The organism is Pseudomonas sp. GW823-FHT02C02 (assembly GCF_058797635.1).
Genome location: NZ_JBXAJV010000001.1, coordinates 310,164 through 336,199 on the forward strand (window position 1 = coordinate 310,164; position 26,036 = coordinate 336,199).

The following is a 26,036-nucleotide window of genomic DNA, read 5'->3' on the forward strand; positions in this document are numbered from 1 at the left end:
CGAAAAACACGATTTCGCTGCTGCGTGGATCGCCAATAGTCGGCACCTATATCTATGAGGTTCGCGCCACCCAAGACGTCAGATTTATGTATGAGGATGCAGATGCGTCGCGAGGAGGCAGAGTGCAATGGCAATGCGCTTCCGATCATCAAGATGTGAACGTGTTGCTGGTTTCCAGCGAGTTCACTTCGAACTTTCTGCAAGGTGCTTTGTTTTACTTTGACTCGGGGGATGGGCGAATCGAACGAATCGATTTCGCCGAAAGAAATCGTCCTCGGTGGGTAAGAATTTCTGCCCAGGGCGCGTAGGCATAGTAATTACTCGGGTATTAATTAGTAATCGCCAGCACCGTGACCAAACGGTGGGAGGCGGCTGTGTACAGGCTTGGTCAACCGACAACACCCAATCGACTCGCCCTAAGGCGTCCCGCACACAGCCACCATTGCAACGCACCACGAGGACGTAGAAGTCCGCGGCGCGAATCATGGCACAAATATGTGCGGTGTTATCAGGTGACCAAACCTGTCCGCTGATTTTGCAGCGAGCCCAAACAGTAGTCGCTTCACCCCATCCGGCGAAAGTCGACAAAGCATCTGACTTTGTAGGACCAAGCCGAAGACTTCGTAGACGCTTTCCTAACGAATCATCCGACAGAAAAAACCTCGCGACAGGCGGCGTTCAGCCGGGTTAACCATCCGTTAACCGCGCGGTCCAAGACTTTACTGGACCGCACGCCCTCAGCTCCCTCTGACGCCCAGTGCGGCAGGTTCGACGCTCAACCGTCGAGCTGACTCAACGCCTGCACTGGAGATCGCCCCATGAACATCCGTACGCTGCTGATGACTTCCGCCCTCGCCTGCACCGCGTTTACTGGTCTTGCGCAGGCCAATGACACGTCGTCCTCGCAAGCCACCCCCTATCACTACGGCATGCCGCTGAACATCGGCAAAGTGGTCGCGCTGACTGAGCCGAACACGCTGGAATGCAAAGTGATCACGGCCGACATGAAGTACATCGATACGTCAGGCAAGCCTGAAGAAATCAGCTACCGGAAGCTTTCTGACGCTTGCAGTTATCAGAACTGACTGAAAGGTCTGATTTTGCACTTTGCGGTACTCCTGTGAGGGATCAGGCGCTATGCTTTGGCGCCTCCCTCACTGCCGCAAGGATCCGCCATGCAGTTATCGTTTCGTATCGTGTCGACCTTCACTTCCCTCCTCTGTTTTCTGCTGGCCCTGGTCTGGGGTTTGATGCCGGATGGGTTGCTGGCAATCTGGAGTATTGAGTATTCGTCTGTGGCAGGGTTTGTCGCGCGACGCAGTGCAGTGCTGTTCGCGGCGTTGGGCGTGATGTTTTATCTGGTTCGGAACGAGGCGCCGTCGGTCACCCGCAATGCGCTGAGCACCGGGTTTACCGTGGGTTGTTTCGGCTTGGCGATACTGGGTTTTGGCGAATGGCTCAATGGCCATGCCGGGCCGGGCATATTGCTGGCGGTGATGGTCGAATCGGCGCTGGGACTGGGGTTTATCCAGACCCGGCGCGTATCAGCAGAACTCGAAACAGCGGGTTAAAGCGCTTTCCTGTCGGGATGCAGTGTCTGACTCGCTTCCTGATGCTGCATCTCTGAGCGCAGGCCTACAATCAGGTCGTTGATTTCACGGCAACCATTCAGTTTTTTGGCATTGATTCCGGTCACCATCAGATCTAGGTGATCGGTTTCACGATCGGAATACACCTTGACGGTCATCGACAGGTCCGGCGACAGCGTGCACTGACAGCGTTTCGGCAGAAAACTGCTTTCAACGATATTGCGAAGTTCCAAGGCAGAAAGAAACATGGCGACCCTCTCCTAATTGTGAGATTGCCAATTAATATCCAACGTCGGCGGTGCTGAGATCTCCCGCTTTACTTCCTTTGCGGGGTTTCTACGCCTCAACAACGGGCCGGTTTCTCGTTCCAGAGCTGACTCAATACTGTCCTGGTCAACTTAAGATCTGCTTGAGCATAAAACATGCCGCAAATTTCGCCGTGCAGCTCATCGGTAAATCAATGATTTAACGGACATGCCTGAAAATGGCCTCATGCAATCTGCAAGAAAGGGCAGTTTGAACCCTGCAATTTGCATACATTCCCGACCGGGTTTGCATTGGTGGCGGTCGGCAGTAAGAATGCGCCTGCCAATCCAGTATCCGCTGACCCTACTCACACGCAAGGAGGCATCATGGGTTCTTTGACCTGTATCAATACCGTCGGGCTGATTGTTGCCAGCCTTTCGAGCGTGGCCTGTGCGGCAAAGCTCGAAACCGTCGCGCCGTTCCCTAAACCGGAAAGCGGTTTTACCCGCCAGGTCATTCATGTAGCGCCGCAGCCACAGGAAGAAAACTTCCAGGTTGAGGTGCTGGCGGGCAAGACGCTGACGGTGGACTGCAATCGCCAACGTCTGGGCGGTATCCTTGAGGAAAAAAACCTTGAAGGCTGGGGCTACCCCTTTTACCGTCTGGAAAAAGTCATCGGCCCGATGAGCACGATGATGGCCTGCCCCGACGGCAAGAGTAAAAAGGCGTTTGTGCCGGTGGTCGGTGACGGCTTCATGCTTCGTTACAACAGCAAATTGCCGATCGTGCTCTACGTGCCCAAGGACGTCGAAGTCCGCTATCGGATTTGGTCGGCGTCGGACAAGGTCGAGAAAGCCGTTCAAGAGTAACCGCAGCGCCCCTCCTCACGCTGAGGCGTCGCTCAACGCGGCGCGCTCGGCGACATGCCGCAGGCTGTCAAAGTTGATATTGGCGCCCGAGTCGATCGCGATCAGGGTTTGACCACACGCACCGGTTTGAGCGACGTACTTCTTGATGCCGGCCACCGCCAAGGCACCGGAGGGCTCGGTGATCGAGCGGGTATCGTCGTAGATATTCTTGATGGCGGCGCACAGTTCGTCGTTGCTGACGGTCAGCACTTCATCGACGCAAAACCGGCAGACTTCAAATCCATAGGCGCCAATCTGCGCGACGGCCACGCCATCGGCGAACGTGCCCACGGTGGGCAGGACGATCCGCTCGCCAGCTTGTAACGCCGCGTACAGACACGCGGAATGTTCTGATTCGACGCCGATGATGCGGACTTCCGGGCGCAGGTATTTGACATACGCCGCGATGCCGGCGATCAGACCTCCGCCACCCACCGGGACGAAGATCGCATCCAGGGGGCCTTGTTGCTGGCGCAGGATCTCCATGGCCACGGTGCCCTGCCCGGCGATTACGTCCGGGTCATCGAAAGGTGAGACGAAGGTGCAACCGGTTTGCTCGGCGAGGCTCAGGGCGTATTCGAGGGCGAACGGAAAGCTCTCGCCGTGCAGCACGGCCTCTGCCCCCCGACTGCGCACCCCGTGCACCTTCAATGCTGGTGTTGTGCAAGGCATGACAATCGTCGCAGCGATCCCCAATTCACGCGCCGCCAACGCTACGCCTTGGGCGTGATTGCCCGCTGAAGCGGTGATCACGCCCCGAGCCTTTTGCTCATCGCTCAGTTGCACCAGTTTGTTGTAAGCGCCACGGATCTTGAAGGAAAAGGTCGGTTGCAAGTCCTCACGCTTGAGCAGGATCTGATTACCCAAGGCCTCGGACAGCGCTGGCGCGGGTTGCAACGGTGTGCGCACGGCCAGCTCATACACCGGCGCGGCGAGGATCTTTTTCACATAGTGCTCAAGCAAGGCCTGCTGGGCGGGGGTGCTGCTCATGGTCGTCTCCTGACATTGATCGGGGCCCAGGAGACAGAAAGTAAAAACCCGCCTCTAGGGCGGGTTGGGTGCTGCAGTCGTGAGCTAGCCCGCCAAATAAGGAATGGCGGTAATAATGCTTGGCTGGCAGCGCAATACGGTGGAAGTCATGGCTGGAAATTAGCCGGGCGTTGCGGGCAAGTCAATGGTCAATTTTCCTCGGTCTCTGTAGGCTGGCGGACATCGCTCATTGTCCCAAGGAAGGAAACCATGAAGTCTGTCGCCCTGCCCCTCATTGCCTTGATCGCCTTTGCCGGCTACACCGTTTCCGTGATGCTTCAGGCGGAGCAGTCGTTGATCGACTTCGGCATCGGTTTGATGTCACGCCCGGATACTGCGCAGGTGGTGATTGATCTTTATCTGTTGGCGACACTTGCAGGCGTCTGGATGTACCAGGATACGCGCAAGCGTGGGCAGTCGGGGTTATCGGTGATTCCGTATCTGCTGATTACGGCGGTTTTCGTGTCCGTCGGGCCGCTGTTGTACCTCGTGGTCCGGGGGCTCAAGAATCGCAGGAATTGCGGTGATGCACGCCAGCGAGTTTGATCCACAGTAGTGTTGTGTTGCGGATAGAGCCTTCGCGGGCAAGCCTCGCTCCCACATTGGAGCGTATCCCCCCTGTAGGAGCGAGGCTTGCCCGCGAAGACGGCCTGACAGTCGACATCGTCATTTCGCCAACCGCCTGAGCCCAAGCACCATCGCCCCCGCCCCAATCATCATCGCCGTCAGAAACAACGGATACGACACCCACCACGGCGTGTCCCCGGTCATCATGCTGAACTCGGACATGCCGCCAATGCTCGCAATCAGGTTCAGCGGCAAAAACACCACGTTAATTAATGTCAGCTTGCGCAGCAGATTGTTCATGCTGTTGTTCATCAGGTTGCCCCGGGCGTCGATCAGCCCGGAAAACACCGTGGAGTAAATTTCCGCCTGCTTGTAGCACTGGTTGTTTTCGATGATCAGGTCGTCGATCAGCCCGATGGCCTCGGCGCTGAAGTGTTCCTTGGCGGCATGATTGCGCAACCGCCTCAGCACTGCGCCGTTGCTGTGAATCGCGTTGATGTAATAGATCAGGCTTTCGCTGAGGTTGAACATCTGGATCAGGTGCTGGTTCTGCATCGAGGCGTTGAATTTCTGCTGCAACTCCCGGGCAACCAGCTTGATTACCTTCAGGTGGCCCAGATAGTGATGGATGTTGTTGAACAGCAGATCGAGCAGCACATCCAGCGGCGTGTTCAGCCGCTGCCGGGTGCCGAGCCCGTGCAGCGGCGCATCGTCGGTGGCGATCACCAGCAGGCGCTGTGCAGAAAACAACAGGCCACAGGACGACACTTCAAAGGCCAGGCTGCCGGCGCCGGAGTAATTTTCCGGGCGCTTCCAGATCAGGAACAGGTTGTCGGGGTGGAACTCGATGCGCGACACCTCGTCAGGGTCCAGTGCCGAGGCCAACGCGTGCTCATCAAGCTTGAAATGGCTGTGCAACAGATCCCGTTCGGCGGCATCGGGGTTGCTGAACAGCATTACCTCGGCATCCAGTCGTTCGACGGCATGCAAGGCGCCGCCGTCCAGTTGAAAGCTTTTGATCATCGGCCGATCACCAGGCCTGGCCGCGACGTTTCAGTTCCAGGCGACGGACGAACTCTTCCAGTACCAGCGAATACAAATCGTCCTGCAAGTACGCATCTTCGATGCCGGCGTCCATGTTCGGGTTATCGTTGACTTCGATCACCACAACTTTGTCGCCGGACTGCTTGAGGTCCACGCCGTAGAGGCCGTCGCCGATCAGATTGGCGGTTTTCACGGCCAGCTCCACCACGGCGCGCGGCGCTTCGTGGACCGCCAGGGTGCGGCATTCGCCGTTGATGTCCTGGCCCTTGGCCTTGTGGTTGTAGATTTGCCAATGGCCCTTGGACATGAAGTATTGGCAGGCGAAGATCGGTTTGCGGTTGAGCACGCCGATACGCCAATCGTATTCGGTGTAGAAGAATTCCTGGGCCAGCAACAGCACCGAGTGTTCGAACAGTTCGGCGGTCGCTTCGAGCAAGGCTTGCTGGCTTTCGACCTTGATCACGCCCCGGGAGAAACAGCCGTCGGGGATCTTCAGCACCAAGGGAAAGCCCAGGCGCTCGCCGACCCGTTCGAAATCTTCCGGTCGTTCCTTATAAAGGATTTCGGTGGCGGGCATGCCGAGTTGATGGCTCTTGAGCAGGTCGGTCAGGTAGACCTTATTGGTGCAGCGCAGAATCGACGCCGGATCGTCCATCACCACCAACCCTTCGCTCTCGGCTTTTTTGGCAAAGCGATAGGTGTGGTTGTCAACGCTGGTGGTCTCGCGAATCAGCAGGCCGTCGTATTCGGCAATGCGTGCGTAGTCCTTGCGCTCAATCAGCTCGACATCAATGCCCAAGGTCTTACCGACGCGCACGAAATTATCCAGCGCCTTCGCATTGGAAGGTGGCAAGGCTTCCTGCGGATCATGCAGGATGGCCAGGTCATAACGGGCCAGCCGTCGTGAGCGTGGCACACGCCAGATCTTGCGACTGAAACTGTCCAGAGAGTTGGCAAATTGATCTTCCTGGTCTTCACGTAACTTATGCAACGCCCCGGACTTTATACCTTCGATGTGCCAGCCATTTGTTCGGCGAAACTCAACTAACAATATCGGACAGGGAAACACTTCAAATAACTGCCGTGCCAGATCCTGCAAGGGCTCTATATTGGTTTTGCCGAAGTACAACGTCAGGGTAAAGCCTTCGGTGTCGCTGTAAAGATGGTTACTGAGGGCTTTTTCCAGGGGTTTATCCAGGTCATCAAGGGCCAGACCGTACAACGACTTCTTGGTCAGCTCACTGATGGTGCGCACCGACGGAATGACCTTGTGTCCCCGCGCTTCGGCCAGCAACGAGCAGTAATAGCCGTGCCCCAGATACTTGTAGCTGCGGCACAGGTTGATCACCTGGACCCGTTTGCCCTGTTCGTTGTCCCGCGTCTGCTCGAGGTATTCCTGGGCGCTGACAATGTCCTCGCTGGGGAAATACGAGGCCCAGTCTTCCTTGCGTTCGACGATGATTATCAACTGACTTGAAGTTCTGCCTGCGTCATTTAAATAAGTTGCTGCCGGCAAAGTTTGCTCGGATACTTCGCGCCAATGACCTTGTACCGCTGACATAGTGATTGATCCGTTGGAGAACAAGACCTTTCCTATTAAGCACGAACTTTTTCGAAAGTCCCGTTTCGTTACGTAACTTTTACGGCGGTCATATGAACACTGTCTTTCGCTTGGCGGTAGTTGAAGACTTACCCGCGCTGCTGGAACTCGAACAGCAATGTTTCACCACGGACCGGCTCAACAGTCGCAGCTTTCTGTGGATGATCACTCGAGCGCACGGGCAGTTGTTGGTGGCCCAGCATGGCGAGCAATTGGTCGGCTATGCGGTGGTGCTGTTTCACCGAGGCACCTCGCTGGCGCGGCTTTACTCGATTGCGATCGCGACCGAGGCCCGCGGCAGCGGACTGGGCAAGCAGTTGCTCGAACGCATCGAATCCTGCGCCCTTGAACATGATTGCGCCTACTTGCGGCTTGAAGTGCGGATCGACAACCCCGCAGCGATTGCCTTGTATGAGCGCAATGGTTACCGGCGTTTCGCGCTGATCCATGATTATTATCAGGACCATGCCGATGCGCTGCGCCTGGAAAAACGCATTCTTGAGCACTGCGATTCGCGCAACATCCAGGTCCCGTGGTACCGGCAGACCACCGATTTCACCTGCGGCCCGGCTTGCCTGCTGATGGCCATGGGCGCGCTGCAAGGTGAGCGTTGGCTGGAACGCCGCGAGGAACTGCAAATCTGGCGCGAGGCGACGACGGTGTTCATGACCTCAGGTCACGGCGGCTGCAGCCCTCAAGGCTTGGCGCTGGCGGCCTGGCGTCGGGGTTTTCGGGTGCGGCTGCAACTGAGCATGGCGGGACCGTTGTTCCTCGATGGCGTGCGCGATGAGCATAAAAAAGACGTAATGCGTTTGGTCCACGAGGAGTTCACCACGCAGTTGGAAGAAACCGATGTGGAGCGTGTGATTGGTGGATCGCTGGACCTTCCACGTTTACTCAACGATGGCGGACAACCGCTGGTGCTGATCAGCAGCTATCGGCTGACCCGCTCCAAGGCGCCGCATTGGGTGATCGTCACCGATTGCGATGAGGAATTTGTCTACCTGCACGACCCGGATGTGGACCACAGCCAACATCGCCAACCGATGGACTGCCAGCATTTGCCGGTCAGCCACGGCGAGTTCGACAAGATGTGCAGTTTTGGCCGGGGCAAGCTTCGGGCGGCGGTGATTATCTACTGCCGAAAATAGACCTGTGGCGAGGGAGCTTGCTCCCGCTGGGTGCAAAGCGCCCCATTCAAGCGACTGCTCCGCAGTCGGACGGGAGCAAGCTCCCTCGCCACCAAACCCCCAGAGAGGTCGAATCGGGTTACTTCAGGCCAACCTTGTACAGCCCGCCGTCGTCCGCATCGGTCAGCACATACAAGTAACCGTCCGGCCCCTGTCGCACATCGCGGATGCGCTTGTTGAGTTCGCCGAGCAAGCGCTCTTCGTGAACCACTTTGTCGCCATCAACCTGCAAGCGGATGAGCTCCTGGCTCACTAGCGCACCGATGAACACGTTGTGCTGCCAGGCCTTGAAGCGATCAGCGTCGTAGAACGCCATGCCACTGAGGCCGGGGGATTTTTCCCAGACATGGTGCGGCGCCACGGCGCCTTCTGCGGTCTTGCCCTCGGCTTCCGGGATTGGTTGTCCGGAATAGTTGATGCCGTGGGTCGCCAGCGGCCAGCCGTAATTCTTGCCGCGTTCGATGATGTTGATTTCATCACCGCCGCGGGGGCCATGCTCGTTTTCCCAGAGCACGCCAGTCCATGGATTGAGCGCTGCGCCTTGCGGATTGCGTTGGCCATAGGACCAGATTTCCGGGCGTACGCCCGACTGCCCGACAAAGGGGTTGTCGTCCGGCACTTTGCCGTCCGGGTAGATTCGCACGACCTTGCCTTGCAGCTTGTCGAGGTCCTGAGCGGTCGGCCGATCGTTGTTTTCGCCCAAGGTGATGAACAGGTAGCCGTCGCGATCAAACACCAATCGTGAGCCGAAGTGGTTGCCGACCGACAGCTTAGGCTCCTGGCGGAAAATCACTTTGAAGTCCTTGAGGGTTTTCAGGTCCTCGGACAACTGGCCTCGCCCGACCGCCGTACCGGCCTTGTCGCCCGCACCACCGCCCTCGGCGTAAGACAGATAAACCGTCCGGTCCTGCTTGAAGTCGGGCGACAGCACCACGTCCAGCAAGCCGCCCTGCCCCTTGGCCCAGACCTTTGGCACCCCATTGATCGGTGCCGAGAGCTTGCCATCGTAATCCACCACTCGCAGGTTGCCGGGCCGTTCGGTGACCAGCATGCCCCTGCGATCGGGCAGGAACGCCAGAGCCCACGGATGTTCCAGGCCCTTCGCAACTTGCCAGACCTCAAGGGTGCCTTGTTCGCTTTTCATCTCCTGGGGCGGTGCCGCAAGAACGGGTGCCGTGGCGGTGATCAGTACGCTGGCGCAGAAGGTGGCCAAGAGGGTTTTACGCAACATGCACGATTCCTTTTGTCGTTCGAATAGCTGGCAAGAACGCTGTCCTGCCGTTCAACGGTTGCTTGTGCCTGCATCTCGAGGGGGCGGATTGGGAATGAATTTGGGTGGGCTGGCGGGAGCGGTATGGTTCTGGGGATAGCGATTGCCGATGCCGCCGTTATCAAGGGTCGGTGGACGGGGCACCGGGACGGTATTTGGCCCGCGAATGACCGGGGCTGCGGGTTGTGTGCCTTGCATGCTATTGGGATTGGCCCGGCGGATCGGGCTGTTGTAGGGGTTGCTGGAATTGCCCGTGGGGCTCTGGGCCAGCAGCATCAACGAAAGTGGCGATGCCTGGGCCAGCTGACTCATCAGGCCACTGAATGCCAGTACGGTGCAGGCGAGCACGAATCTGTTCATGGGAAGCCTCTGGGCGTCAGCGTGGATAGAATCTTCGATAGCACGCTACGCCCGGGGTTCGGATTTGTTAACTAAAACCTCTTTCTTAAGATGTAACACCAGTTGACGGTCCAGCAGGACCGGGCCGCAGCCCGCTGAAACTTTTGCGCCGCGCCGCGGGTCACCTGAACACATCACTCGCGAGTAGACGACCATGGCACGGGCAATCTGGAAAGGCGCAATCAGTTTCGGGCTGGTGCATATCCCTGTGGCGCTGGTGTCGGCGACGTCCTCGCAGGGGGTGGATTTCGACTGGCTCGACAGCCGTAGCATGGAGCCGGTCGGTTACAAACGCGTCAACAAGGTCACCGGCAAGGAAGTCACCAAGGAACACATCGTCAAAGGTGTGCAGTACGAAAAGGGCCGGTACGTGGTCCTCAGTGAGGAAGAAATCAAGTCGGCGCACCCGTTGTCCACGCAGACCATCGACATCTTCTCTTTTGTCGACGCCGAACAGATCCCCCTGCAAAACATCGACACGCCCTACTACCTCGCGCCGGATAAACGTGGCGGCAAGGTCTATGCGCTGTTGCGCGAAACCCTCAGCAAAACCAATAAAGTCGCCCTCGCCCATGTTGTCCTGCATACCCGTCAGCACCTGGCGGCGCTGATGCCCCTGGAATCGGCCATGGTGCTGGTCATGCTGCGTTGGCCCGCTGAAGTACGCAGCCTCGATACGCTAGAGCTGGGGCCTGAGGTGACCAAGCCCGAACTGGCCAAGGGCGAACTCGACATGGCCAAGCGTCTGGTGCAGGACATGAGCGCCGACTGGAAGCCCGAGGATTATCGCGACAGTTTTGAAGACAAGATCATGGCGCTGGTCGAGAAGAAGGCGAACGAAGGCAAGATCGAGGATGTGGAAACGGCGACGGGTGAAGAGGAACGCAAGACGGCTGATGTGATTGATTTGACTGAATTGCTTAAACGTAGTCTGGGTGGCAAGACTGCCGGCAAGGCCAAACCGGCGGCTAAACCTGCAGCGAACAAAAAAGCCACGAAGACGTCTCGTGGCTGATTGTTGTTTTCGCGTTGGATGTCAGGCCCCCTTCGCGAGCAGGCTCACTCCTACAAATGATCGCGGTCAACTGTAGGAGCGAGCCAACTCGCGAAGGGTTTGCAAGCCGGCATACAACATTCAGATCAGCACAAATACCGCCAGCAACCCACCAAAGATCGCCCACTTTTCAAGGTAGTAAAGTTTGCGATTACGCTTCTTCAGCGCCTTGCCCCGCAGCCGAATCGCGTAGATTTTGGCAAACAGCCGGTTGATGCCCCCGGTCTTGTCCCCGGCATCATTCGGCGCGCCCGCCGCCGACATCACGTTACGGCTGAACCAGCCATTGAACGCCGCCGCCCAGCGATACTTCATCGGCCGCTCGACGTCGCAGAACAGAATGATGCGGTTCTGCTGAGTGGTGTTTTCGGCGTAGTGAATGAAGGTCTCGTCGAACATCACCGCTTCACCATCGCGCCAGTGGTAGTTCTCACCATCGACGTTGATGTAGCAACCGGCATCGTTCGGCGTTTCCAGGCCCAGGTGATAACGGTACGAGCCGGCGTAGGGATCGCGGTGGCGGACCAGTTTGGAACCCGGTGGCAACTCGGCGAACATCGCGGCTTTGATCGACCCGATGCTTTGCACCAACTCAGTGGTGCGCGGGCAGAGTTTCGTCGCCGAAGGATGGCTGTCGCCGTACCACTTCAAGTAGAAACGCTTCCAGCCGGTCTTGAAGAACGAGTTGAAACCGACATCGTCGTATTGGTTCGAGCGCTTGATCTCCCCGGCCCTGAGCAGGTTCTGGCCTTCCGCGCGAATTTCTTCCCAGTGCGCCTGCAACGGACTCAGGTCCGGGAAATCGGCCGGGTCGAGATAAGGCTTGTTGGGGATTTTCGAGAACAGATAAAGGAAGCAATTGATCGGCGCGAGAAACGACGAGTGATCGCTCAGTTGGCGGCCCAGCTTGTGGCGCACCCGCCCACGCAGATGGACGTAGGCAATGGATACAACGTAAATAGCGGCAATGATCAGTTTCACAGAAATCGTCACATGTCAGAAGTGAACAAACTGCGTCCCCGGCCAACCTAGCGGCCCAAGGGTCTTGTGCAGCGTCTGAATACGAAACAGCGGTCCCGGTGGCGCGTCCTTGAGCCTCTACCGACGGTCGGCGCCTGTTGAAAAGTGGCATTTTAGTCTCATTTTGTAACCAATAGTTAACCTTCAAATGTGAAAATCTGTCCGCTGGTGCCACCAAAGCGCCCGTGCGGCCTCAACGCCCTATCGTTTAAAGAGCCAGACCAGTACAATCGCCGCCAAACATTACGCGCCCCCCTTGGTTGATGACGGGAATGAACCCCGTCTCAGCGCACTTCGACTCGGGCCAAGCGCTCCAACTGCTGCTGTCCACTTATTGCCAGATGGACCTTCCGCTTCTGACCGGGATGCATTTCCCGTGGTTTGAAAAACGGAAACGGGTACTGAATCGGTACTGCCGCAACCCTAGCTACTCTGAATGCTTCGCAGGAAAAACCTTTGATCTCTACAGCTAACATCACGATGCAGTTCGGCGCCAAGCCGCTATTCGAAAACGTTTCGGTCAAGTTCGGCGCGGGCAACCGCTACGGCCTGATCGGCGCCAACGGTTGCGGCAAGTCGACCTTCATGAAAATCCTCGGCGGCGACCTCGAGCCGTCCGGCGGCCAGGTCATGCTTGAGCCGAACGTGCGTCTGGGTAAATTGCGCCAGGACCAGTTCGCCTACGAAGAATTCACCGTCATCGACACCGTGATCATGGGTCACGAAGAGCTGTGGAAGGTTAAAGCCGAGCGCGACCGCATCTACTCGCTGCCGGAAATGACCGAAGAAGACGGCATGGCCGTGGCCGAGCTGGAAACCGAGTTCGCCGAAATGGACGGCTACACCGCCGAATCCCGTGCCGGTGAATTGCTGTTGGGCCTGGGTATCGGCATCGAGCAGCACTTCGGCCCGATGAGCGAAGTGTCCCCGGGCTGGAAACTGCGCGTATTGCTGGCTCAGGCGCTGTTCTCCGATCCTGAAGTACTGTTGCTCGACGAACCGACCAACCACCTGGACATCAATACCATCCGCTGGCTGGAAAACATTCTGACCCAGCGCTCCAGCCTGATGATCATCATCTCTCACGACCGTCACTTCCTGAACAGCGTGTGCACCCACATGGCTGACCTGGATTACGGCGAGCTGCGCCTGTTCCCGGGCAACTACGACGAGTACATGACCGTGGCGACCCAGTCCCGCGAGCAACTGCTGTCGGACAACGCCAAGAAGAAGGCACAGATTTCCGAGCTGCAATCGTTCGTCAGCCGCTTCTCGGCCAACGCCTCGAAAGCCAAGCAGGCCACTTCCCGCGCCAAGGCGATCGACAAGATCCAGTTGGCCGAAGTCAAGCCTTCGAGCCGTGTGAGCCCGTTCATCCGTTTCGAACAAACCAAGAAACTGCACCGTCAGGCTGTCATTGTCGAGCGCATGGCCAAAGGCTTCGACGGCAAGCCGCTGTTCAAGGACTTCAGCTTCCAGGTTGAAGCGGGCGAACGCGTCGCGATCATCGGCCCGAACGGTATCGGTAAAACCACCCTGCTGCGCACCCTGGTCAACGAACTGACCCCGGATGCCGGCACCGTGAAGTGGACCGACGCCGCAGAACTGGGCTACTACGCCCAGGACCACGCGCACGACTTCGAAGACGACTGCAACCTGTTCGACTGGATGGGCCAGTGGACCCAGGGCGGCGAGCAAATCGTTCGCGGCACCCTCGGCCGCATGTTGTTCTCCAACGACGAGATCCTCAAGTCGGTCAAGGTCATCTCCGGTGGTGAGCAAGGTCGCATGCTGTTCGGCAAGCTGATCCTGCAAAAGCCGAACGTGCTGATCATGGACGAACCGACCAACCACTTGGACATGGAATCGATCGAAGCGCTGAACCTGGCGCTGGAAAACTACCCGGGCACGCTGATCTTCGTCAGCCACGACCGTGAGTTCGTATCGTCGCTGGCCACCCGCATCATCGAGCTAAGCCCAAGCGGCGTGATCGACTTCAGCGGTACTTATGATGACTACCTGCGTAGCCAGGGCGTTGTGTTTTAAGAGCAGCTATTAGTTTCAAGCTGCAAGCGGCAAGTAAAAGCCCTGTCCTGGTGATGGGGCTTTTTGCATTCGGGGCTTTTTGCATTCGAGGCTGAATGGATTTGGGCGCCCTCAACCACAACGAATATAGTTAGCCTGCTTCCTTTTATATCCCACCCAAGCCATGATGCAGTTCTCCCACCGCCGACCGCGAACGAGCCGTCATGTCTGTGCAGCAACTGCCACCGCAAAGCTCCATGGCGATCACCCTGCAGATCGTCTCCATCGTTTTCTATACCTTTATTGCCTTCCTCTGCATCGGCCTGCCGATTGCGGTGTTGCCGGGCTATGTCCATGAGCAGTTGGGTTTCAGCGCGATCGTCGCGGGACTGACCATTGGCTCTCAATACCTGGCCACCCTGCTCAGCCGCCCGATGGCCGGGCGCATGTCAGACACCATTGGCACCAAACGGGCGATTGTCTACGGCCTGTCCGGGATTGTGCTGAGCGGTGTGCTGACGTTGATTTCAACCTTGCTGCAAAGCTTTCCACTGCTGAGCCTGTTGATCCTGATCGCCGGACGCTTGTTGCTCGGCATCGCCCAGGGCTTGATTGGTGTGGGCACGATCAGCTGGTGCATGGGCCAGGTCGGCGCGGAGCACACCGCGCGCTCGATTTCGTGGAACGGCATTGCGTCTTACGGCGCCATTGCGATCGGGGCGCCGCTGGGCGTGGTGATGGTCGCCGAGTACGGCTTCGCCAGCCTGGGGATCGCGTTGTCATTGCTGGCCCTGGCCGCCTTGTTGCTGATCCGCAATAAACCCTCGGTGCCGGTGATTCGTGGCGAACGCCTGCCCTTCTGGGCGGTGTTCGGGCGCATTGCGCCCTTCGGTGCCAGCCTGAGCCTGGCCTCCATCGGTTACGGCACCCTGACGACCTTTATCACCTTGTATTACGTCAGCCGTGGCTGGACCGGCGCGGCCTGGTGCCTGACGGTCTTCGGGATCTGCTTTATTTTGTCTCGCTTGCTGTTTATCTCCGCGATCAGCCGCTTCGGTGGTTTCACCTCGGCGATTGTGTGCATGAGCATTGAAACGGTGGGCCTGGTGCTGCTGTGGCTAGCGCCGTCGACCGCTTATGCGCTGATCGGCGCGGGCCTGGCCGGGTTCGGTCTTTCGCTGGTGTACCCGGCGCTGGGGGTGGAAGCAATCAAGCAAGTGCCCAACTCCAGTCGCGGCGCGGGTTTGAGTGCTTATGCGGTGTTTTTCGACCTGGCACTGGCGATTGCCGGGCCGTTGATGGGCGCGGTGGCGTTGAATCTTGGGTATTCGTGGATTTTCTTCAGTGCGGCGATGTTGTCTGTCACCGGGCTCGGCTTGACCTTGTTACTCAAACGCCGCGCAACAAGCTGACGCCACTGTGGGAGCTAGCCTGCTGGCGATGGCGGTAGAACATTCAATACATCAGTCGCCTGACAGATCGCTATCATCGGAACGCCGCCCGGAGCCAGCTCACTCCCACAGGGGTGGTGGGGAAATTACTGATCCGCAGTCTGCATCCCGGCCCGGGTAGGCTTGCCCAACGCGTGCGAGAAGAACCGCCCGGCTTCGGACACCATGTTGCGATGGATGTCTTCGCGGTCGACGCCATCTGCATCGGTGCACAGCGCCGGCATGGCGGCGATCTGCTCTTCATTGCACGGCGCCATGAACACGAAGTGCCCTGCCCCGGCCAGCAATTTGAAGTCTGGTGCAATCGGCAGCTTGCGCGCCAAGGCGGCGGCGTTTTTGTCGAACGCCACCAGTTTGTCGCCATCACCGCTGTAGAGCAGCACCGGCACATGCACGTCGGCCAAGGTGTGGCGTCCGAATTTCAGACTCAGCGGCGCCATCAGCAGCAAGGCATGGACACGTGGATCCGCCACAGGCTGCAAATCATCCCGGTCGACAATCAGCTCGCCCTGGGTGTTACAGGCATCGTGGTCGTCCGGGCGTTCCTGGCAGTAGCGGCGCAGACGATCCAGGTCAGGCGTGGCGCCGGAGAGGATCAGCGCCGTTTCGCCGCCCGCCGAGTAACCGATCACGCCGACCTGATCGGCATTGACGAAAGGCGCGAGCATACGGTCGCCCAGGGTCGCGGTAATGGCTTCGGAAATCTGGATGGGCCGGCCGTAAAGGTTACTCAACGTACCGAGGCGGCTGTGGTCTTGGGAGTTGTCACCGGGATGGATCACCGCCACCACCACAAACCCTTTGCGTGCCAGCGAGGTGGCGAGGTCGTGCAGCGCCAGCGGGGTACCGGTGTTGCCGTGGGACAGCATCAGCATCGGGAAACGGCCCATGGCGACGCGGGTGTCTTCCCCTGCCTCGACCGTGTAACCCTCGATTTTGCTGGTGTGTTCCCGGTCGCTCGAGGGATAGAACGCGATGGCGCGCATCGGCTGCAAGTCCAGAGGATCGAGAAAACTCATCTCATGGAAGCCGACGCTCCATTGAGGGTGCGGCGCAGGCCCGGCGTGCACTGAATTCAGGCTGCTGAGCAGGCAAATCAGAAACATTGCACAAAGACGCACCATGGGATGCCCCACCTTGTTACTGGACCGGAGTCGGTAACCCTCGACTGCATAACCCGGGCCACAACCTGTAATGACCAGAAACAAAAAACCCTGCATCTGGCACTTGCGTGATCAGAATACAGAGTTTTTTGGGTGGTGCCTGAGCTGTTTGAGCGCTTTACGCAAGCCTTACGCGGCGGCGAACAATTGCTCACTGATTTGCGTGTGGGCATCGCTCATGGCTTTGGTGCGCACTTCGTCACCGTAGGCCAGGCCATGGGCACGAACAAACTCAATGTCGGTGATGCCGATGAAGCCGAACAGCACCTTCAAGTACTCTTCGTGCGCAACGCCAGTCGCCTGACCGGCATGCAGACCGCCGGACGTCGAGACGATCACGACTTTCTTGCCACCGCACAGGCCTTCAGGGCCCGCTTCGGTGTAGCGGAAGGTCTGGCCGGCAACGGCAATGCGGTCGATCCAGGCCTTGAGTTGGGTCGGGATGGTGAAGTTGTACATCGGCGCTGCGATGACAACGGCGTCGGCCGCGAGGAATTCGGCCAGGGTGGTGGCGCTGAGTTCGGCTTCGTGCTGTTGCGCGGCGTTGCGCAGTTCAGCGGTGGTGCCGGCGGCAACCAGGGTGGTGGCGGAGAAATGGCTGATGGCATCGGCGGCCAGATCGCGGTAGGTCACCACCGCGGTTGGCTCGGCGGCTTGCCAGGCTTTGACGACTTCGCTGCTCAGCAGACGGGAAGCCGAGTTGTCACCAAGAATGCTCGAATCGATATGCAGCAGTTTCATAAGGGATCTCCAGGTGAGGATCGCCACCGGGCGATCTGATGGGGAGGATCCTACAGATGAAACCAATAGCTGATTAGTCCGCAACAATGCGATAGTTCGTCCCACTGATAGAACAATCGGATTTCCAATCATGCAAGACCTCAACGACCTTTACTATTTCGCCAAAGTGGTCGAAGCCGGTGGCTTCGCCGCAGCCGGGCGTTTGCTGGGGATTCCCAAGTCCCGATTGTCGCGACGCATTGCCGAGCTGGAAGAACGCCTCGGCGCGCGCCTGCTGCAACGTACCACCCGGCAACTCAAGCTGACGGCGGTGGGCGAACGTTACCTGCGGCACTGTCAGGCGATGCTGCTGGAAGCCGAGATGGCCGATGAAGCCGTGGCGAGTATGTCCAGCGAACCTCGCGGACGCTTGCGGGTGTCCTGCCCCGTCGGGCTGGCCCACGAAATGCTGCCGACGGTGATCAGCCGCTTCCTCGAAAAACACCCTCAGGTGCAACTGGAAGTCATGTTGCTCAATCGCCGGGTCGACTTGGTCACCGAAGGCGTCGATGTCGCGCTGCGGGTCCGTGAGTTGGGCGATGAAGATCCGTTGCTGGTGACCCGTCGCTTGCGCCAGGCACAGATGGCGATGGTCGCCAGCCCGGCCTTCCTGCACGGACGTGAGATCAACCACCCCGAAGACCTGAAATCCTTGCCGGTGCTTGGTGCGCTGGAAGCCGACCGCCTGGTGCACATTCGCATGCTCGATCAGCAGGGCAAAAGCTACGATTTGAGCCTGGAAGCGCGATTGGGCATTGACGATTTCATCGTGCGCAAGGCCTGCACGCTCGCCGGCCAGGGGTTCACCATGCTGCCGATGATGTATTGCGAACAGGAGCTGGAAAATGGTTCGCTGGTGCAGTTGCTACCCGATTGGTCATTGCCTGGCGGCTGGCTGCAAGCGGTCTACCCTCATCGGCGCGGGGTGATGCCGGCCGTGCGGGCCTGGATCGACCATTTGATCGAATCATTCAATGCCTGTGGGGACCGATTGATATGAAGGCTGGACGCATGAGCGAAGAGGACGTCGCGCAATTCTGTCTCGCGCTACCCGGTGCGCGGGAAGACTACAAGTGGGGAGGCGTTCGGGTGTTTTCGATTGCCGGGAACAAGATGTTCGCCTTGCAGAACCTGCGCGGCGATTCCCTGGCGTTCAAGGTCGACAAGGATCTGTTCCTCGGGCATTGCGACCGCCCGGGGATTCACCCGGCGCCGTACCTGGCGCGGGCCCAGTGGATCATCATGCAAACGCCCTACCCGCTGGGATCCGAGGAGCTTCAGGCGTTGTTGAAACGTTCCCATCAACTGGTGGTGAGCAAGCTGCCCAAGCGCACCCAGGTCAGCCTGTTGCTTTAAAGCAGTGCAAACAGGTGAGCGCCGAGGAATAGCTGGTCGATCCAGAACACCTGATGCATCAGCACAATGAGCCAGAACACCAGCTGGAACGAGACCTTGCGAGTCTTGTGCCGAAACACTTGCTGGGCCAGCAAGGCACCCGGCCATCCGCCCGCCAGCTCCACCGCGTGCAACACGTTTTCCGGTGTCCGCCAGCTGTCGGCGCGAGCCTTGCGCTTGTCGCTCCAGTACAGGAAGAACGCCAGCACGCTGACGATGCCGTAAGCCGCCAGCGGAATCAGCGACACCCCATGCAGCCACAACGACATTGAACCCGTCAGTGGCAGCGCGCACAGGATCGCCAACACCAGCAATTTCAGCCGAGGGTGCTGGACCCGCTCGCCCCCGGACCTGCGTCCGGGATTGTTGCGCGCGCTGGAGTCATTCATGGGCGTGCGGCGGCCCAATCGACCCAGCCGAATTGCCAGGTGGCCAGGATGAACAGGCCGAACGCAATGCGATACCAGGCGAATGCCGCGTAGCTGTGGCTGCCGATGAACACCAGCAAGCCTCTGACGGCAATCATCGCGAAGATGAACGCCGTGACGAAGCCGATCGCAAACACCGGAAGATCAGCCGGTACGAACAGGTCGCGGTATTTGTAGCCCGAATACACCGCCGCACCGACCATGGTCGGCATCGCCAGAAAGAACGAGAACTCGGTGGCCGTCTTGCGCGACAACCCGAACAGCAAGCCGCCGATGATGGTCGAACCGGAACGCGAGGTCCCGGGAATCATGGCCAGGCACTGGGCGAACCCGACTTTCAAGGCATCTTTCCAGGTGATTTCGTCGACAGTGTGGGCATGCACTTCATGCTGACGCTGCTCCGCCCACAACATCACGATCCCGCCCACGACCAAGGCCGTGGCCACGGTGATCGGGTTGAACAGGTATTCGTGGATGAGATCGGCAAAAATCACCCCCAATACCACCGCAGGCAGGAAAGCGATCAACAGGTTGGCGGTAAAACGCCGGGCGTTTGGTTGTGTCGGCAAACCGACGACCACGTCGAAGATCTTTCGGCGAAATTCCCACACCACCGCCAGGATCGCCCCGAGCTGGATAATGATATTGAAAGCCATCGCGCGTTCGCCACCGAAGTTGAGCAAGTCCGCGACTATGATTTGGTGACCGGTACTGGAAATGGGCAAAAATTCCGTCAGCCCTTCTACAACCCCTAAAATCAATGCCTGCAAGGCGGTCCAAAGTTCCATCAATCCCCCAAAGGCGATGCGCCAAGGCATGCCCCATTAGTTTTTTAAGCGTTCACCGCGCCAAGCGTAGCTGAAGTCCCGCGCGCAAAGGATCCAGACGGAGCCGTAAAAACTCCGTGAAAAATCAACTTGGATTCAGGTTTTTCCGCGCGGGGCCGAAATCCTATCAGACAAGCCCCGATAACGCTGCCGCGTAATGAGACTTGGGTCGTATAGGCCCGACCGGCAAAGCGTGGTTGGATGCTGGCAATCGTTTATTACAAGAAAAAGAAATCGGAGTGACAGCGTTATGAACAGCTTGCGCAGTGTGTCGATCAGCCGACGCTTGTGGCTCATCTTGATTGTGTCGGTATTGATGTTGTTGACGTTGGGCGTGTTGATGCTCAAGCAGATCCATACCGATCTATACCAGGCAAAAGCCCAGAAAACCCAGCACGTAGTGCAGACCGCCAGCGGCATTCTGACTTACTACCACGGCCTGGAAACCGCCGGCACACTCACCCGCGATGCCGCGCAGAAGCAGGCACTGACCGCCGTGCGCGGGCTGCGTTATGACCAGAACGACTATTTCTGGATCAACGACCTGACGCCGGTGATGGTGATGCACCCGGCCAACCCCAAACTCGATGGGCAAAACCTCTCGGCGATCCGCGACCCGGACGGTTTTGCGCTGTTCAACGAAATGGTGGCCGTCGCCAAGGCCAAAGGCGCCGGTACGGTCAACTACCGCTGGCCTAAGCCGGGCGCCAGCGACCCGGTCGGGAAAACCTCCTACGTCAAATTGTTCGAACCTTGGGGCTGGGTGATCGGTTCGGGCGTGTACATCGATGACATGCAGGCCGAGTTCTACGGCCAGGTCTGGAAGGCTTCGTTCGTCGGCCTGGTGATTGCGCTGATCATGGCGTTGCTGGTGATCATGATCGCTCGCAGTATCGTGCGACCGCTTCAGGACACAGTGAACGCCATGGCCAACATCGCCAGCGGCGAAAGCGATCTGACCCGCAGCCTCGACACCCATGGCCAGGATGAAGTCACGCAACTGGCCCGGCACTTCAATGCCTTCACTGCCAAACTGCGAGGGGTGATCAGCGAGCTGCAAGTGTCCGCCAGCGCCCTGGGCCTGTCGTCCAGCGAACTGGGCAATGACGCCGCCCAGGCCCAGCAACGCAGTCAGCAACAGTCCCAGCAGATGGAGCTGGTGGCGACTGCGATCAACGAAGTGACTTACGGTGTGCAGGACGTGGCCAAGAATGCCGAGCATGCGGCCAGCGAAATGCGCGATGCCGAATCCCAGGCGCAGCAGGGGCAGATCAATATTGATGGCAGCTTGCAGCAGATCGACAAACTGTCCGGCACCATCGATCAAGCCGTGGAAGTGATTCGCACCCTGGCCGCTGAAAGCACCCAGATTGGCAGTGTCCTGGAGGTGATCCGCTCCATCGCCGAGCAAACCAACCTGCTGGCACTCAACGCCGCCATCGAGGCTGCCCGCGCCGGTGAACAAGGCCGTGGCTTTGCGGTGGTGGCCGATGAAGTGCGCCTGTTGGCCCAGCGTACCCAGAAGTCCACGGCGGAGATCCAGTCGATGATCGAGCGCCTGCAGACTCACTCCGAAGCGGCGGTGAAAGTGATCGGCGACAGCAGTCGAGCCTCGCAACTGACCATCGAACAGGCCGGTCTGGCCGGCGCCAGCCTCAATGCCATCGGCCAGGCGCTGCGCAACCTCAACGGGCTGAACGCCTCGATCGCCAGCGCGACCCTGCAGCAAGCCCATGTGGTGGAAGACATCAATCAGAACGTCACCCAGGCGGCAGGCTTGTCCCACAGCACCGCGCTGGCGGCCGAGCAATCGAGTGTGGCCAGCGTTCGGCTCAAGGACTTGAGCGAGCAGGTGAACAGCCTGCTCAAACAGTTCCGCGTGTAAAAGCAGACACAGAACCCTGTGGCGAGGGGGCCTGCTCCCGCTGGGCCGCGAAGCGGCCCTGAATAGGCAATCCCGTTTTTTCAGGTAAACCGCGATAGCGCCTTTGCGACTGCTTCGCAGCCGAGCGGGAGCAAGCTCCCTCGCCACAAGTGTGCGTCAGACGCCAGTTTCGGGTTGCTAACGCATTTGCCTTCTCTCTGGGTACAATCCGCCCCCCTCTTTCGTTTTCACCAAGGAACCCCCATGTCCGGCCTTGAACTGTTTGCCGCCACCCTCGGCGTGATCGCCGTCTGGTTGACGGTCAAACAGAACCCCTGGTGCTGGCCGATCGGCCTGGTCATGGTGCTGCTTTATAGCTGGATCTTTTTTGAAGTGAAGCTGTATTCGGACATGCTCCTGCAAGTGATCTACGCCGCGCTGCAGCTCTACGGCTGGTGGCAATGGACCCGCGCGGGCGAAGCCAATAGCGGCCGGCAGGTCAGTCGGCTTGAGAGCAAATCGATCGCTGCGGGCCTTGCGGCCGGTGCCATCGGCAGTCTGCTGCTAGGCGCCGCCATGGCGCACTGGACAGATGCCGCGCAGCCCTGGCTTGATGCTGCGCTGACCGGTTTCAGCCTTGTGGCGCAGTTATGGATGGCGCAAAAACGCGTGCAATGCTGGCCGTTGTGGATCGCCGTCGATGTGATTTTCGTCGGGCTGTTCATTTATAAGGACATGTACTTGACCGCCGCCCTCTATGCACTGTTCCTGCTGCTGGCCGTTCAAGGTTGGCGTGAATGGCGCGCCGACTCGGCTCTGCGCGCATGAAAGTGCTGGTGCTCGCGGGCCCTGAATCCAGCGGTAAAAGCTGGCTTTCGGGCGAGATTCACGCCAATTTTGGCGGCATATTAGTCAATGAGTACGTTCGACACTTTATCGACAGCGAAGCCCGTGAAACCCGCTACGATGACATTACATCGATAGCTCATGGCCAGCTTTCGTGGGAGGACGAAGCACGCGCCAGGCAACCGTCACTGCTGATCCTCGATACGCACCTCTTAAGCAATATCCTTTGGAGTCGCACGTTGTTTAGCGATTGCCCGGCATGGATCGAGCAAGCCTTGCTGGCCCGGCACTACGACCTGCATTTGCTGCTGAGCCCTGAAACCGTGGCCTGGCATGACGACGGGCAGCGTTGCCAGCCGCAACTGGCAGAACGCCAGGCGTTTTTTCAGGCCAGCCGTGCATGGCTTGACCTGCACCGCCAACCTTGTCAGGTGCTGCAAGGTGACTGGCAACAGCGCAAGGACGCCGCATTCGAGGCTGTGACACGTTTGCTCAAGGCCTGACCGGAGTGCCCCGCCCCGCTGCAACTGTCCATTCCTGAAACACCCAATCCCACGCAAACCCGCGAACTAAAGCGGCCCGAGCGTTCCTGCAAGAAAATGTTAAGCCACTGATACAACCTGCGTTCAACGCCCCCAGCGTGCACCGCCGCCCGCATGGATGTCGTTTTTGCGTAGCTCTGTCTCAGTGGCGTTACACAATTTTTTTGACCACCCCGACAATTTAATTCAACCATTTGTTTTTAAACGAATAACCGAAAGCGGCACACCTTCTGCTCTCTACCTCGCAACGCTGATAAGGGCCAGCGTTCCATTTACAGAAGGAATTGCCGCCGTGGGGAAATTTGATAGAAGCATCTTTAGCTTGCTGTTGATCGGATGCGCGCTGGGCTCAACAGTCTGCCTGCCCGTGCAGGCTGACAACGGCATCATTACTATCAAACGTGATGTGCAGACCCGCAACGCAACCATCCCGCCGCTCATCCCCGACCCTAACCCCACGACCGTCAATGCCAACCCGTCCAGACAAATTCTCCAGCAAACGAACGAGTTGAGCGACGGCGATTTTGCCAACGTTGCCAGTGGTGCAGGCATCAACCGCCTGGTCACTCAAAACACTAACAACCTGGGCGGCAACATCAGCAACCAAACCCAACTGTCCAACCTCCCTGCCGGACGTTCGGGAAATTCAGGCAATGGCATTGCCAACATGGTCAATTCCAACATCCAGCAAGGCCTGGGTGCTCTGAAAATCATAACGGGAGACCGTTAAGATGAATCGTTCGCTGCTGATGATCGCCATGTTTTGCAGTGCATCGACCTTTGCCCAACCTCCCGTCATCAATAACGCCGACATCGACGGCTCGGGTATGCAGTACCAAGGCAACCTCACGGTCAACCAGGCGGCGGGCGATCTTCAGCAACAGGCCAACGCCAGGGCCATCGCTATTGGTACCAATGCCAGTGCGACCACGCAGATTCGCCAGCGTTTGCGCACCGTTGTCGACCCCAGAATTGATGCCCAGTCCAACATCCAGGGCGACTCCTTCAGTCACGGCAACGGCGTACTGGGTGTCAACCAGAGCGCGGGCGCCAGTAACCAGCAAGCCAACGCACTGCGGATAAGCATTAGTAAACAGCCGCAAAGCATCGACGACAGCGTCCTCATGCAACAGAACGTGGCGCTGCTCAACAACTCCGATCCAACTGACTCTGCACCAGGCCATCGCCAGGTCACTACCAGTGACCAGGCATTCACCGGTAGCCGTGGGGTGATCCAGTTGAATCAGAGCGCCGGGGTGGGAAACCGAATGGCCAATACCCTGAGCGTAAGGGTCGTGGATTGACCCGAAAAGGTAAGAAACAACACTTAACCTAAAATAAAGTACGGAGAATCACCATGAAACCTTCGATGGCACTAAAGCCTTTGGTTTTCGCAATTGCTGCGGTCATGGCTGTTGCTGTACAAGCTGGGCAAAATGATCGGCGTGGCAACCATCATGGTCATCACAACGGTGGCCAACAACAAACCCCTCCTGCAAGAATGGTCCCAATCAATGCGACTGCCAATGCGACGGACCGGCAGAACAGTACCGGCAATAGCATCTGGAATGAAGGGACAGAAAACTCGGCCGAGATGAGCAGTTCGGCCGCAGGCGCGAGCGGCAACGTCGGCGTCAACGTGGCGGCAGGTAACGGCAACCAGCAAGACAACGCCGCCGCCATCGCCAACGCAGCCTCCGACAACGCCGCGATCGATAACAGCTTTGTGTTCGGCACGGCCACTGCCACCGCTGACGTGAGGCAAGTCAGCAACAATAACCGCGTCGACAACTTTGGCTCCACCAACTCTGCCGTGATGAGCGGATCCGGCGGCGGTAGCAGCGGCAACATGGGTATCAACATTGCTGGCGGCGATCTGAACCAGCAGAAAAACACCATGGCAATTGCCAACGCCAATGCTCCACTGGGTAATGCAACCGCCACCGCGTCCGCCGTTCAAAACGGTCCCGGCCTGATCGTGAACAACAACGCTGATCGGACCTACCGCGTTGATACGATCACCGTTACCAATACGGCGAGCGGCAGTTTCTCCAAAGATAAGTCGTTTGAGGCAAGCGGCAGTCAAAGCGCTTCTTCCAGCTGGAACAAAGCCGGTTCCAAAAGCTATGACGCCAGCGGGTCAAAAAGCGTTGATATAAGCGGTTCTCACAGCAGTAATGCCAGCGGTTCCAACAGCAGCAATGCCAGCGGTTCCAACAGCAGTAGTGCAAGCGGTTCTTCGAGCGCTTCTTTGAGTGCATCCTTGAACGCTACGCTGGACGCTACTTCGGCGGCTTCCAACTCCACTACCGTCAATTTTGGCTTCGGCGACCGCACCCGCAGCTCGTCTTCCGACGCATCGCTTAACGCATCGCTCGACGCGACGCTTGATGCATCGATAGACAAATCGTATGACAGATCGCACGACTCTTCGTACGACAGATCGCGCGACTCCTCGTACGACAGATCGCGCGATTCGTCGTTCGAAAAATCGTATGACAAGTCGTACTCGAAGTCGTCTGACTCCTCGTACGAAAAATCGGGCAGTCAATCGTCCGAGTCTGAGTATGCAAAAGCGAAAAGCTACAGTGAAAGCAGCTCTTATGATTTGAGCAACACCTACTCTTATCAAGTGCTGACTCCAACTGGCTGGGCCAACCCTGTGACCAACACTGCAACCCTGAGCGGTTCGGTGAATGGCGGCAGTGGCAACCTGGGCGTCAACGTGGCGGCTGGTGTGGGCAACCAACAAAGCAACTCGTTGGCCATTTCCAACCAATCGTTCTAAATGCTGTCTCT

Annotated in this window: 26 protein-coding genes and 1 pseudogene; 16 read left to right on the forward strand and 11 right to left on the reverse strand. The window is 58.3% G+C overall.

Going from position 1 to position 26,036, the window contains the following annotated elements; genetic code table 11:
• The first annotated feature begins 818 nt into the window (after positions 1–818).
• Together AC1ROI_RS01315 and AC1ROI_RS01320 are read left to right on the forward strand one after the other, a co-directional pair.
• Positions 819–1,085, forward strand: coding sequence for a DUF2790 domain-containing protein (locus AC1ROI_RS01315; RefSeq protein WP_077747819.1), 267 nt, complete (start codon positions 819–821; stop codon positions 1,083–1,085).
• 90 nt (positions 1,086–1,175) lie between these two features.
• On the forward strand, positions 1,176–1,571 hold the full coding sequence (locus tag AC1ROI_RS01320) for a hypothetical protein (RefSeq protein ID WP_102593503.1): 396 nt from the start codon (positions 1,176–1,178) through the stop codon (positions 1,569–1,571).
• On the opposite strand, the gene AC1ROI_RS01325 is transcribed toward AC1ROI_RS01320, so the two are convergent.
• Entirely contained in the window at positions 1,568–1,837 is a 270-nt protein-coding gene (locus AC1ROI_RS01325) for a DUF1652 domain-containing protein (protein ID WP_102593504.1), read from the reverse strand. The two genes, AC1ROI_RS01320 and AC1ROI_RS01325, sit on opposite strands and share 4 nt — an antisense overlap.
• A 384-nt stretch (positions 1,838–2,221) precedes the next feature.
• Here AC1ROI_RS01325 and eco point away from each other — a divergent pair, with 384 nt between their 5' ends.
• Positions 2,222–2,704 (forward strand): serine protease inhibitor ecotin, encoded by a 483-nt coding sequence (gene eco, locus AC1ROI_RS01330; RefSeq protein ID WP_083376697.1) that lies wholly within the window; start codon positions 2,222–2,224, stop codon positions 2,702–2,704.
• Positions 2,705–2,731: 27 nt separating this feature from the next.
• On the opposite strand, the pseudogene ilvA reads toward eco, so the two are convergent.
• Positions 2,732–3,733: pseudogene (gene ilvA, locus AC1ROI_RS01335) on the reverse strand (threonine ammonia-lyase, biosynthetic); the annotation flags it as partial.
• A 249-nt stretch (positions 3,734–3,982) separates the two neighbouring features.
• Here ilvA and AC1ROI_RS01340 point away from each other — a divergent pair.
• Complete coding sequence (locus tag AC1ROI_RS01340) at positions 3,983–4,318, forward strand: DUF2834 domain-containing protein (RefSeq protein WP_077747812.1); 336 nt, start codon at positions 3,983–3,985, stop codon at positions 4,316–4,318.
• Between the two features lie 120 nt (positions 4,319–4,438).
• Here AC1ROI_RS01340 and AC1ROI_RS01345 read toward each other — a convergent pair whose 3' ends face one another.
• Positions 4,439–5,362 carry a magnesium transporter CorA family protein gene (locus tag AC1ROI_RS01345; RefSeq protein ID WP_102593506.1) on the reverse strand — a complete coding sequence of 308 codons (924 nt, stop codon included), beginning with the start codon at positions 5,360–5,362 and terminating at the stop codon, positions 4,439–4,441.
• 7 nt (positions 5,363–5,369) lie between these two features.
• Positions 5,370–6,944, reverse strand: coding sequence for a RimK family ATP-grasp domain-containing protein (locus AC1ROI_RS01350; protein WP_102593507.1), 1,575 nt, complete (start codon positions 6,942–6,944; stop codon positions 5,370–5,372).
• Positions 6,945–7,036: 92 nt separating this feature from the next.
• Here AC1ROI_RS01350 and rimI point away from each other — a divergent pair, with 92 nt between their 5' ends.
• Positions 7,037–8,134, forward strand: a complete 1,098-nt coding sequence (gene rimI / locus AC1ROI_RS01355; protein WP_102593508.1) for a ribosomal protein S18-alanine N-acetyltransferase — start codon at positions 7,037–7,039, stop codon at positions 8,132–8,134.
• Positions 8,135–8,252: 118 nt separating this feature from the next.
• Here rimI and AC1ROI_RS01360 read toward each other — a convergent pair whose 3' ends face one another.
• Together AC1ROI_RS01360 and AC1ROI_RS01365 are read right to left on the reverse strand one after the other, a co-directional pair.
• Complete coding sequence (locus AC1ROI_RS01360; protein ID WP_102593509.1) at positions 8,253–9,404, reverse strand: PQQ-dependent sugar dehydrogenase; 1,152 nt, start codon at positions 9,402–9,404, stop codon at positions 8,253–8,255.
• A gap of 51 nt (positions 9,405–9,455) precedes the next feature.
• On the reverse strand, positions 9,456–9,803 hold the full coding sequence (locus AC1ROI_RS01365) for a hypothetical protein (protein ID WP_077747810.1): 348 nt from the start codon (positions 9,801–9,803) through the stop codon (positions 9,456–9,458).
• A gap of 193 nt (positions 9,804–9,996) precedes the next feature.
• Between AC1ROI_RS01365 and ku the strand changes: the two genes are divergently transcribed.
• Entirely contained in the window at positions 9,997–10,857 is an 861-nt protein-coding gene (ku, locus tag AC1ROI_RS01370; protein WP_010460516.1) for a non-homologous end joining protein Ku, read from the forward strand.
• Between the two features lie 120 nt (positions 10,858–10,977).
• On the opposite strand, the gene lpxO is transcribed toward ku, so the two are convergent.
• A complete protein-coding gene (lpxO, locus tag AC1ROI_RS01375; RefSeq protein ID WP_077747809.1) occupies positions 10,978–11,877 on the reverse strand; it encodes a lipid A hydroxylase LpxO in 900 nt (299 codons plus the stop codon).
• A 495-nt stretch (positions 11,878–12,372) separates the two neighbouring features.
• Here lpxO and AC1ROI_RS01380 point away from each other — a divergent pair, with 495 nt between their 5' ends.
• Both AC1ROI_RS01380 and AC1ROI_RS01385 read left to right on the forward strand, forming a co-directional pair.
• Positions 12,373–13,962, forward strand: coding sequence for an ABC-F family ATPase (locus tag AC1ROI_RS01380; protein WP_010460520.1), 1,590 nt, complete (start codon positions 12,373–12,375; stop codon positions 13,960–13,962).
• Between the two features lie 203 nt (positions 13,963–14,165).
• Positions 14,166–15,353, forward strand: a complete 1,188-nt coding sequence (locus tag AC1ROI_RS01385; protein WP_077747808.1) for an MFS transporter — start codon at positions 14,166–14,168, stop codon at positions 15,351–15,353.
• 125 nt (positions 15,354–15,478) lie between these two features.
• Here AC1ROI_RS01385 and AC1ROI_RS01390 read toward each other — a convergent pair whose 3' ends face one another.
• Positions 15,479–16,516, reverse strand: coding sequence for an alpha/beta hydrolase family protein (locus AC1ROI_RS01390; protein ID WP_102593510.1), 1,038 nt, complete (start codon positions 16,514–16,516; stop codon positions 15,479–15,481).
• 168 nt (positions 16,517–16,684) lie between these two features.
• Entirely contained in the window at positions 16,685–17,296 is a 612-nt protein-coding gene (locus AC1ROI_RS01395) for an FMN-dependent NADH-azoreductase (RefSeq protein WP_077747806.1), read from the reverse strand.
• 130 nt (positions 17,297–17,426) lie between these two features.
• Here AC1ROI_RS01395 and AC1ROI_RS01400 point away from each other — a divergent pair, with 130 nt between their 5' ends.
• Both AC1ROI_RS01400 and AC1ROI_RS01405 read left to right on the forward strand, forming a co-directional pair.
• Positions 17,427–18,335: a LysR substrate-binding domain-containing protein gene (locus tag AC1ROI_RS01400; protein WP_010460527.1), complete on the forward strand. Its 909-nt coding sequence runs from the start codon at positions 17,427–17,429 to the stop codon at positions 18,333–18,335.
• Positions 18,332–18,691 carry an MmcQ/YjbR family DNA-binding protein gene (locus tag AC1ROI_RS01405; RefSeq protein ID WP_102593511.1) on the forward strand — a complete coding sequence of 120 codons (360 nt, stop codon included), beginning with the start codon at positions 18,332–18,334 and terminating at the stop codon, positions 18,689–18,691. The genes AC1ROI_RS01400 and AC1ROI_RS01405 overlap by 4 nt, the downstream gene beginning before the upstream one ends.
• Here AC1ROI_RS01405 and AC1ROI_RS01410 read toward each other — a convergent pair.
• Complete coding sequence (locus tag AC1ROI_RS01410; RefSeq protein WP_077747804.1) at positions 18,688–19,119, reverse strand: DUF1294 domain-containing protein; 432 nt, start codon at positions 19,117–19,119, stop codon at positions 18,688–18,690. The genes AC1ROI_RS01405 and AC1ROI_RS01410 overlap by 4 nt on opposite strands.
• The gene (locus AC1ROI_RS01415; RefSeq protein WP_042932039.1) at positions 19,116–19,946 is read right to left on the reverse strand and encodes an undecaprenyl-diphosphate phosphatase; all 831 of its coding nucleotides are present in this window, start codon (positions 19,944–19,946) and stop codon (positions 19,116–19,118) included. The genes AC1ROI_RS01410 and AC1ROI_RS01415 overlap by 4 nt, the downstream gene beginning before the upstream one ends.
• Positions 19,947–20,235: 289 nt before the next feature.
• On the opposite strand from AC1ROI_RS01415, the gene AC1ROI_RS01420 reads away from it, so the two are divergent.
• From AC1ROI_RS01420 to fapC, 6 genes are all read left to right on the forward strand, one after another.
• A complete protein-coding gene (locus AC1ROI_RS01420; RefSeq protein WP_102593512.1) occupies positions 20,236–21,870 on the forward strand; it encodes a methyl-accepting chemotaxis protein in 1,635 nt (544 codons plus the stop codon).
• Between the two features lie 243 nt (positions 21,871–22,113).
• Positions 22,114–22,677 carry a nicotinamide riboside transporter PnuC gene (gene pnuC, locus AC1ROI_RS01425; RefSeq protein WP_077747801.1) on the forward strand — a complete coding sequence of 188 codons (564 nt, stop codon included), beginning with the start codon at positions 22,114–22,116 and terminating at the stop codon, positions 22,675–22,677.
• Entirely contained in the window at positions 22,674–23,198 is a 525-nt protein-coding gene (locus AC1ROI_RS01430; RefSeq protein ID WP_010460539.1) for an AAA family ATPase, read from the forward strand. Before pnuC ends, AC1ROI_RS01430 begins: the two co-directional genes overlap by 4 nt.
• Positions 23,199–23,529: 331 nt before the next feature.
• On the forward strand, positions 23,530–23,967 hold the full coding sequence (fapA, locus tag AC1ROI_RS01435; RefSeq protein WP_102593513.1) for a functional amyloid chaperone FapA: 438 nt from the start codon (positions 23,530–23,532) through the stop codon (positions 23,965–23,967).
• Position 23,968: 1 nt separating this feature from the next.
• Positions 23,969–24,541, forward strand: a complete 573-nt coding sequence (fapB, locus tag AC1ROI_RS01440; RefSeq protein ID WP_102593514.1) for a fibril amyloid subunit FapB — start codon at positions 23,969–23,971, stop codon at positions 24,539–24,541.
• A gap of 53 nt (positions 24,542–24,594) precedes the next feature.
• Positions 24,595–26,025 carry an amyloid-like fimbrin subunit FapC gene (fapC, locus tag AC1ROI_RS01445; protein ID WP_042932036.1) on the forward strand — a complete coding sequence of 477 codons (1,431 nt, stop codon included), beginning with the start codon at positions 24,595–24,597 and terminating at the stop codon, positions 26,023–26,025.
• Positions 26,026–26,036: the final 11 nt, after the last annotated feature.